Here is an 8,454-nt window from a genome sequence, read left to right as displayed (position 1 = left end):
TCGAAACAACTTGTCCGCCGGCACCCAGGCACTGCCGTGGATGCCTTCAAAGGCCATGTAGCGCCGATAATCGAAGCCACCCGGATTGCGGAAATTGCGAAAGGCACGCAACTTGGCCGGAAAGCGAATCCGTCGCCGGGAGCGAGCGGCACGGTCCCCATGATGGTCAGGCGGATCCGGCCATGCACCGCATGGATGGCTTTCCCTCGGGAGAGGGCATGGACGGCCACGATGGTGCGCGTGCGGCCGAACCGGACGCTGGCGGCTTCGGTAACGGTGGCCTGGATCCGCCAGTATCCGCTGTCCAGATAATGCGTGACGTGGTCCGGCCGGTCGATTGGCGCGAGCAGGGCGCCATGGAGAGATACCCGCTCAGCAGGACCGCCCCCAACGGAGACCAACGGGAGGGTTGAAAGCGTCGGAGCCGGATGATCATCCATGCGAGCATCGGCAACAGCGCCGCCAGGGCGGCGGTGGGAACCATCGGCAGGTGAACGCCCAGGAGAATACCCGCCATCAGCGCCAGGATGACGGGAACAGCCGGCCGCCCATACGGCGCGGCGGGCAAACGGTTTTCTATAAGGGGTGCCAAATACGAAAGGCGGTTACCCGCACGCGCAGCCATCAGCACTTGACGCCATTGATGAATCCGTATAATTTTCTGTATGTTGCTTTTCATCCACGAACTCCCGTGACACCCATGGGACGTCAACCCGAGGAACCGAGTGATGCGCACCGCCAGTCATCTTAACCACCGCAAGCCCCATTGGGGCATGCCATGGGTTGCAACCCTGATTCTTCTGGTTGCGGCGGCATCGACGGTACGCGCCGATGCGCGCGTGGTAAAGATCGGGATTTATGAAAACGAGCCCAAGTGCTTCACTTCAAAATCCGGGCAACCATCCGGAATTTTTATTGATGTCATCGAGTCTATCGCTAAAGGCGAGGGTTGGCAATTGCAATTTGTTCACGGCACCTGGAGCGAGGGCCTGGACCGCCTGGAAAAAGGCAGCATCGACCTGATGCCCGACGTGGCCCGTTCTTCGGATCGGGAAAAGCTATTCGCCTTTCATAAAATAGCGGTGCTCTCCTCATGGTTTCAGGTTTATGCCCGCAAGGGTAGCGGGATTCATTCCATCCTGGATCTGGACGGCAAACGGGTTGCCGTTTTGGAGCGGTCCATCCAGCAGGATGCCTTCGGCAAACTGGCCGCCGATTTTCAACTGACCATCCCGCTCGTTGCCCTGCCCGATTACCAGGCCATGTTCGCGCGGGTGGCCACGGGCGATGTGGATGCCGCCATCACCAACCGGTTTTACGGGCTGACCCATGCAAAGGCCTTCGATCTTGAGGATACGGCCGTCATTTTCCACCCCAGCGACCTCTATTTTGCAGCCCCCCGGAACGCTTCCCGGACACTCCTGGACGCCATCGACAAGCACCTGTCGAAAATGAAGGCCGACCCGCAGTCGGTCTACTACCACTCGCTGAAGCGCTGGATTTCGGAAGATGTTCCCTTCACGCTGCCGCCATGGATTCTGCACGTGGGCCTTGTCTCCGGCGTTGTTTTGCTGACCAGCCTTTTGGGCAGTCTGGTTCTCAAGCGCCAGGTCAATCACCGGACCCAAGCGCTGAACCACAGCAATCAATTGCTGCACACCTTTATCGCCTGCAACCAGGCCCTGGTGCGCAGCACGGATGAAATCGGGCTAAGAGATGCGATCTGCCGCACCCTGTCCGATACCGGTGGATACCGCCTGGCCTGGATCGGTCTGACCGGCGAAGAACCGGAGCCGCCGGTCCAAATCGTTGCCTGCGCCGGTGGTGACGCGGGTTCGCGATCACCCACCGATGCGGCCGGCCGCCTATCCCCGCCCGTCAGGTCCTTGATCCGGCAGGCACTGGAAACCGGCACGCCGCATGCGGCAAGCCGTCCCTTTTCTCCTCCGGACGAGCCCGCGCCGGATGCTTGCCATGGCGTGTCGACGGATACGGCCATCCTGGCCCTGCCCTTGGTGGCCAATGGAGAAAGAATAGGGGTTTTATGCATCATGACGGCCGAACCGGACGGGTTCAGCAACCCGGAAACCGTTCAGCTCACCGAGCTGGCCAACGACCTGGCATTCGGCATGGCCAGCTACCGCCTGCGCGAGGCATTGCAGCACGCCGAAGAGAAGCGGCGCGAAGCACAGCAGCGCTATGTCGACATTGTCGAGTTCCTGCCCGACGCGACCTTCGTTTTGGATCAGGACAAAAAAGTCATTGCCTGGAACCATGCCTGCGAGACCCTCACCGGGGTCCCCAAGGAGGCGCTCATCGGTCAGGATGGATATGCCCATGCCCGGCCCTTTTTCGGCGAAAAGCGGCCGACCCTGATCGATCTTCTGGATCTGCCCATTCCGGAGGTGGAGGCAACCTACAAATATATCAAGCGCCGTGGGGACAGGATCTACGCCGAGTTGTTCATCCCGGAGTTCGATCACGGCCGGGGGCTGCATTTATGGGGTGTGGCATCGCCCCTGTATGATCGGCAGGGCCAACGCTGCGGCGCCATCGAAAGCATGCGGGATGTCAGCGAGCAGAAAGCCATGGAAGCTTCCCTGCGCGCCAGTGAATTGAAGTATCGCGAACTGGTGATGCTGGCCAACAGCATTATCCTACGGTGCTCGCGCGATGGGAAAATCACCTTTTTGAACGCGTTCGGCCGGCAGTTTTTCGGCTACACGGAGGCGGAGATTATCGGCCGCGATATCGTCGGGACCATCATTCCGCCCTTTGAGGAATCGGGCCGCGACCTGCGGAACCTGATGGATGAAATCCGCAAGGATCCCCAGCGCTACGAGCGGAACATCAACGAGAACATGCGCAGCAACGGTCAACGCATCTGGATCGACTGGACCAACAAAATGGTCTTTGACGAAGATGGCGAGATCAAGGAGATTCTGAGTATCGGTTCGGATATCACCGAACGCATCCGGGCCGAAGCGCAAATTCGCCGACTAAATGATGATTTACGTCGTCATGCGGCCGAGTTGGAACAGCGCGTGGAAGCGCGCACGGCCGAGCTGGTGGTGGCCAAGGAGCGGGCCGAGTCCGCCGACCAGCTCAAATCGGCCTTTTTGGCGACCATGTCCCACGAACTGCGCACCCCCTTGAATTCCATCATCGGCTTTACCGGCATTCTGCTCCAGGAGTTGGCCGGCCCCTTGAATCCGGAACAGAAGAAACAGCTGAGCATGGTCCAAACCAGCTCGCGCCATCTTTTATCCCTGATCAACGACGTGCTGGATATTTCCAAAATCGAGGCCGGCCAGCTCCAGCTGGCCGTCGCCGCCTTCGAATTGCGGCCGGCCATCGAAAAAGTGGCCACGCTCGTGGCGCCACTGGCCGAAAAAAAAGGCATCGACCTGCAACTGGACCTGCCCGAAGACCCCGAGATGGCGGTCACCGATCAACGCCGCATCGAGCAGGTCCTTCTCAATTTACTTAACAATGCGCTCAAATTTACCGAAAGAGGATATGTCCGCGTATGCTGCCGCCCGGAAAAAGACCACTTTACCCTATCGGTCGCCGATACCGGCATCGGCATCCAGGCGGAAGCGCTGCCGGGCCTGTTCCAACCCTTTCACCAGCTCGACACCGGCCTTGCGCGCAAACACGAGGGCACCGGATTGGGACTTTCGATTTGTAAAAAGCTGCTGGAGATGATGGGGGGAAGCATTGCGGTGACCAGCCAGTGGGGCCAGGGAAGCACCTTTACCATCCGCTTTCCACGCCAGCCATGGCAAGGAGAATTGGCATGAACCAAACCCTCTTGATCATCGAGGACAACCCGCAAAATTTGTATATGATGCGCTTTCTGCTGGAAAAAAACGGGTTCCGGGTCATCAGTGCGGAAAACGGGATGGACGGCATCCAGATGGCACTGGAGAACCGGCCCGACGCCATCCTGCTGGATATCCAGTTACCTGAAATGGACGGCTACGCCGTGGCCAGCGCCCTCACCAAGCACGATGCGCTCAAACCCACGCCGATCATCGCCGTCACCTCCTATGCCATGGTGGGCGATCGGGAACGCATTCTGGCGGCCGGGGCGACCGGGTATATTGAGAAACCGATCAACCCGGACACCTTTGTGGCCGAAATCATCGGGTATATGTCCAATGTCACTTGCCATCAGGAGATCGATCCATGAGGATTCTTATCGTTGATGACCATGAAGCCAACCTCTATCTCCTGGAGAGCATGCTCAAGGGCAGCGGATATGCGGTGGAAAAGGCCGTCAACGGCGCCAAAGCCCTGGAACGACTGAACACCGGGACCTTCGATCTGATCATCAGTGACATTCTCATGCCGGTCATGGACGGCTTCCAATTGTGCCGCACGATCAAGACCGACAAGGCCTTTTGCCATATCCCGTTCATTATTTACACGGCAACCTACACCGGCCCCCAGGATGAAGCCTTCGCCCTGGAAATCGGAGCGGACCGTTTTGTTCAGAAACCGTGCGAGCCGGATGTTTTCATGAGCATCGTCCATACCCTGATGGCCGACGTCAAGCACAGCAAAACGGACCGGCAGCCCGACCAGGGCGGAGAAGAGGAAATCCTCAAGCTCTACAACGAACGCCTGGTACGCAAGCTTGAACAGAAAATGCTGCAGGCCGAACAGGAAATCCAAAAGCGCAAAGCGATTGAAGAGTCCTTAAAGGAGAGCGAAGAGACCCTGCGCCGCATTACCATGTCGGCCCAGGATGCGATCATCATGATGGATGGTCTGGGAAAAGTCTCCTTCTGGAATGAGGCGGCCGAGCGGATTTTCGGATATTCGAAACAGGAAATCATGGGTGCCGACCTGCACGCTATGATCTCCTCCCCGGACTACCAGACGGCCTATCGGGCGCATTTTCTGCATTTCACCCGGACCGGCGAGGGACCCTATGTGGATCACATCACGGAACTGATCGGCAAAAGAAAGGACGGCAGTCTGTTTCCCATCGAGTTATCCTTGTCCAGTGTCAAAATCCACGGGAAATGGAACGCCATCGGCATCATCCGGGATATCACCGTTCGAAAGCACATTGAAAACGAGCAAAAGGCGCTCGAGAAAAGGCTGCAGCAATCCCAGAAAATGGAAGCCATCGGAACCCTTGCCGGTGGGATCGCCCACGACTTCAACAACATCCTCACCGCCATCATGGGGTATACGGAACTGTCGCTGGTAAAGGTGGCCAAGGACACCGCCGTGGAGCACTACTTAAGCGAGGTGGTGTCTGCCGGCAAACGGGCCAAGGAACTCGTCAATCAGATTCTGGCGGTGGCCCGGGAGGCCAATGAAGAGATTCGGCCGATTCTGGTGAGTTCGATCGTGAAAGAAGTTCTCAAGCTGATCCGGTCCTCCATCCCCTCGACGATCGCCATCCGGCAATTCATTCAAAGCGATTCCCTCATCCTTGGAAATGCAACCCGCGTCCATCAGATATTGATGAATCTGTGCACCAATGCCGCCCATGCCATGCAGGACAGGGGCGGTGTTCTGGAGGTCCGTCTCAAAGACGTGCAGATCGAGACGGCACCGCCGGTACTGAGCTTCGAATTGAAGGCCGGACACTATATCGAACTCACCGTTTCGGATACGGGGGACGGCATTTCTCCGGATATCATCGGCTCGATTTTCGAGCCCTACTTCACGACCAAAACCGCTGGCGAGGGAACCGGCCTGGGGCTCTCCGTGGTTCACGGAATCGTTGAAAGCTATGGCGGCAAGATCACCGTCCGGAGCGAAGTGGGCCAGGGGTCCGTTTTTACGATCCTGTTGCCGGTCACCCAAAGCCTGGAAATCGATCATCCCCTTGCCTTGGAACAAATGCCCACGGGCTCGGAACGGATCTTGTTCCTGGATGACGAAGCCACCCTGGCCACCATGGGCAGCCGAATGTTGACCGCCCTGGGATATTCCGTAACCTCGAAAACCAGCAGCATCGAGGCGCTGAAGCTATTCCGATCGCAACCCGATGATTTCGATCTGGTCATCACCGACATGACCATGCCCCAGCTGACGGGTGATCAGTTGGCCGTTGAATTGATGCGTATCCGGCCCGATATCCCGGTCATTGTGTGCACGGGGTACAGCAACAAGCTATCGGATGAAACCGCACGACGGTTGGGCATCAAGGCCCTGGCCAATAAACCCATCCCCATGTCCGAGTTATCCAAACTCATCAGAACGGTTCTGGACGGAACCAACGCCAGATCTACCATCGACCGATGAACCCGTAACGCGTTTCCCCCGCCGCCCCGTGTGCCCTATCCGGGGCCATCGGCGCACCGCCTCCCCAGAGTTACAAACTGTTACCCAAAAGCAACCCATCTCCCCTAAAGTGACCCGGGTTACGGGCGAATTCTCACATCAAGCGGTCTTGCGGAAAACCATCCGGGTATTCCGGAGAAGCCATCGACCGGTTCATCATCACAACCCAACGGGCCATGCCAGCCAAAGAGACGCTGGCAGCTAATCCGAGGGGCACAGGGCAGGAGGTCAAAAAATGAGTGGCATCGAAACGGTACTGGCGAATTCCCTTTCCTGGGGATCGGCATCCACGATTCTGGACGAAAAGGACGCCACCGACATCTTCACCATTTTAAACAATCAGGAAGACGGTCTCGAGGAGCTATCCAACCAATTCCTGAACAACGGAATCAGCTACTATACCAATGGCGACTACGAGGAAGCGGCCAAGGCCTTCGAGGCCGCCATCGCCATCGATCCGGACTCGGACTACAACGCCGACGCCACCCAATATCTCTCCCAGACCTATCTGCAGCTGGACAAAACCGACAAGGCCATCGCCACTTACGAAAGCGCCGTTCAGCGCGATCCGGACAACGCGGACTTCCGGACCGCCTTGGGCCAGCTGTACTATTCCGAAGATCGCTACGAGGATGCGGTGGTGCAGTATCGCAAGGCGCTGGAGATTGATGACAGTTCCGAGTATCGCTATTCCTACGGCGAAGCGCTGCTGAAGGTCGAGGATTATGAAGAAGCCGCGGAGCAGTTTGAACAAGTCATCCGATCCGATTCCGGCAGCACCGCCGGTTACTACGGCCTGGGCAAGACCTATGCCCTGATGGAAGATTATGATGCCGCCATCGAGCAGTTCGAGAAGGCCCTGGAGATCGACTCGGAATTCTACGATGCCATGGCCGAAATCGGCTATGCCTACACCGACATGGACGACTTTGATGCCGCCAGGGAGGTTCTCGAGGAGCTTGAGGATCTTGACGAGGATTTGGCCGAGACGCTGGACAACTACATCGCCCAGGAGGAAAACCCCGAAATCGCCTTCGCCTACGCCACCAGCACCTTTCCCTACCGGATGTCATCAGGGTATCCGGTCTCGGCCATCGACAGCTATCTTGAAAATGCCGGTGCCAAATTGAGCATGACCATGATTTTCCAGTTCACCAAGGAGATGGACAGCTCGTCGGTCACCAATATTGTGAATTGGAGCATCACTCGTGCCGATGGTGATAATGTCGGGGAGACCTACAACTACGGCAACGAAATCCCTTCCACGGAAATCAGCATCAACTACCTGCCGGATTATGTGCTCTATGACGCCGACACCTATACGGCCACGGTGGGCTTTACCATCAAGCAAAATGAAACCGCCGACGGCACCATCGACCCCTCCCACATCGTCTTCTCCTTCAACGGCGAGGATGTCTACGGCGTTGAGATGAGCGAGGACGCCAACGAGTACAGCGGATTCAGCGGCGCCGCCTAGCGGTCATCGCCATGGGCGGGTCATTGCAGCCCGATCCGCCAGTTCCACAAGCCGGGCCGTTTCTTGATGGACACCGTCGAAGGTACCGGCTCGTCCAGGTGGGCGAAAAGGGTCATGCCGGCCTGTTCTAGCTGGGTCCGCTTTTCACCGATGTCCAGCCGCCAGTTGGGGAACACCCAGTAATCCGGGCCATATTGCGCGACCCAGGCCTGCTCGCCGCGAGGACTCTCGAAGGGGATCCCCAGCTGCATCCCATCGGCGATGGTGCGCGAGATGCACAGCGGCCAGTTGCCCGAGAGCACGATGCCCAGGGGCAGCGGCCGCTGGCGGCACAGGGTGATGAGATCGGTCTGGCTCAATTCGGGACTGACAAACGCCCCGGCGAACCCCATCGTGCGAAATGCTTCCAGGCAGAAGACATTGGCCGCATTGCAGAAGGGCCCGGCCCAGAGGGTCAGCCCCTTGGGACGGTTGAACAGGGCCATCTGCCAGGGCATGTTCAAAACGAATCGGCGCACCCCTTTCTCCAGGCTCTGGCGAACCAGTCCGGCCACGCGGGCCTCGTCGTCGGGCCAGACCACCGGCGGCAGCCAGAGCCAGAGGTTGTCGACCGCCGATCGGCCGATGTTGGCCACGGCGGTCTCCGAAAGCCAGATACCCGTTGTCTG

Annotated in this window: 6 protein-coding genes and 1 pseudogene; 4 read left to right on the top strand and 3 right to left on the bottom strand. The window is 58.2% G+C overall.

The window, feature by feature from the left end; genetic code table 11:
* On the bottom strand, window positions 1-129 hold a 129-nt coding region (locus JCM12296_RS51035; RefSeq protein WP_422699197.1), incomplete at its 3' end, for a DUF4131 domain-containing protein.
* Between the two features lie 37 nt (window positions 130-166).
* Window positions 167-679, bottom strand: a complete 513-nt coding sequence (locus tag JCM12296_RS46310) for a hypothetical protein (RefSeq protein ID WP_172684191.1) — start codon at window positions 677-679, stop codon at window positions 167-169.
* Between the two features lie 49 nt (window positions 680-728).
* Between JCM12296_RS46310 and JCM12296_RS30440 the strand changes: the two genes are divergently transcribed.
* From JCM12296_RS30440 to JCM12296_RS30425, 4 genes are all read left to right on the top strand, one after another.
* On the top strand, window positions 729-3,803 hold the full coding sequence (locus JCM12296_RS30440; protein WP_054700912.1) for an ATP-binding protein: 3,075 nt from the start codon (window positions 729-731) through the stop codon (window positions 3,801-3,803).
* Window positions 3,800-4,195: a response regulator gene (locus tag JCM12296_RS30435; protein WP_054700909.1), complete on the top strand. Its 396-nt coding sequence runs from the start codon at window positions 3,800-3,802 to the stop codon at window positions 4,193-4,195. The genes JCM12296_RS30440 and JCM12296_RS30435 overlap by 4 nt, the downstream gene beginning before the upstream one ends.
* Window positions 4,192-6,270 carry a response regulator gene (locus tag JCM12296_RS30430; RefSeq protein WP_054700904.1) on the top strand — a complete coding sequence of 693 codons (2,079 nt, stop codon included), beginning with the start codon at window positions 4,192-4,194 and terminating at the stop codon, window positions 6,268-6,270. Before JCM12296_RS30435 ends, JCM12296_RS30430 begins: the two co-directional genes overlap by 4 nt.
* 274 nt (window positions 6,271-6,544) lie before the next feature.
* Window positions 6,545-7,786, top strand: coding sequence for a tetratricopeptide repeat protein (locus JCM12296_RS30425; RefSeq protein WP_054700901.1), 1,242 nt, complete (start codon window positions 6,545-6,547; stop codon window positions 7,784-7,786).
* Window positions 7,787-7,806: 20 nt separating this feature from the next.
* Here the strand turns inward: JCM12296_RS30425 and JCM12296_RS30420 are convergent.
* Window positions 7,807-8,454: pseudogene (locus tag JCM12296_RS30420) on the bottom strand (peptidase U32 family protein); the annotation flags it as partial.

It is taken from the genome of Desulfosarcina cetonica JCM 12296 (assembly GCF_001311845.1).
GTDB classification, from domain to species: Bacteria; Desulfobacterota; Desulfobacteria; order Desulfobacterales; family Desulfosarcinaceae; genus Desulfosarcina; species Desulfosarcina cetonica.
Note: the sequence above shows the minus strand (reverse complement) of the source record. Positions and strands in the feature narration are given on the sequence as shown.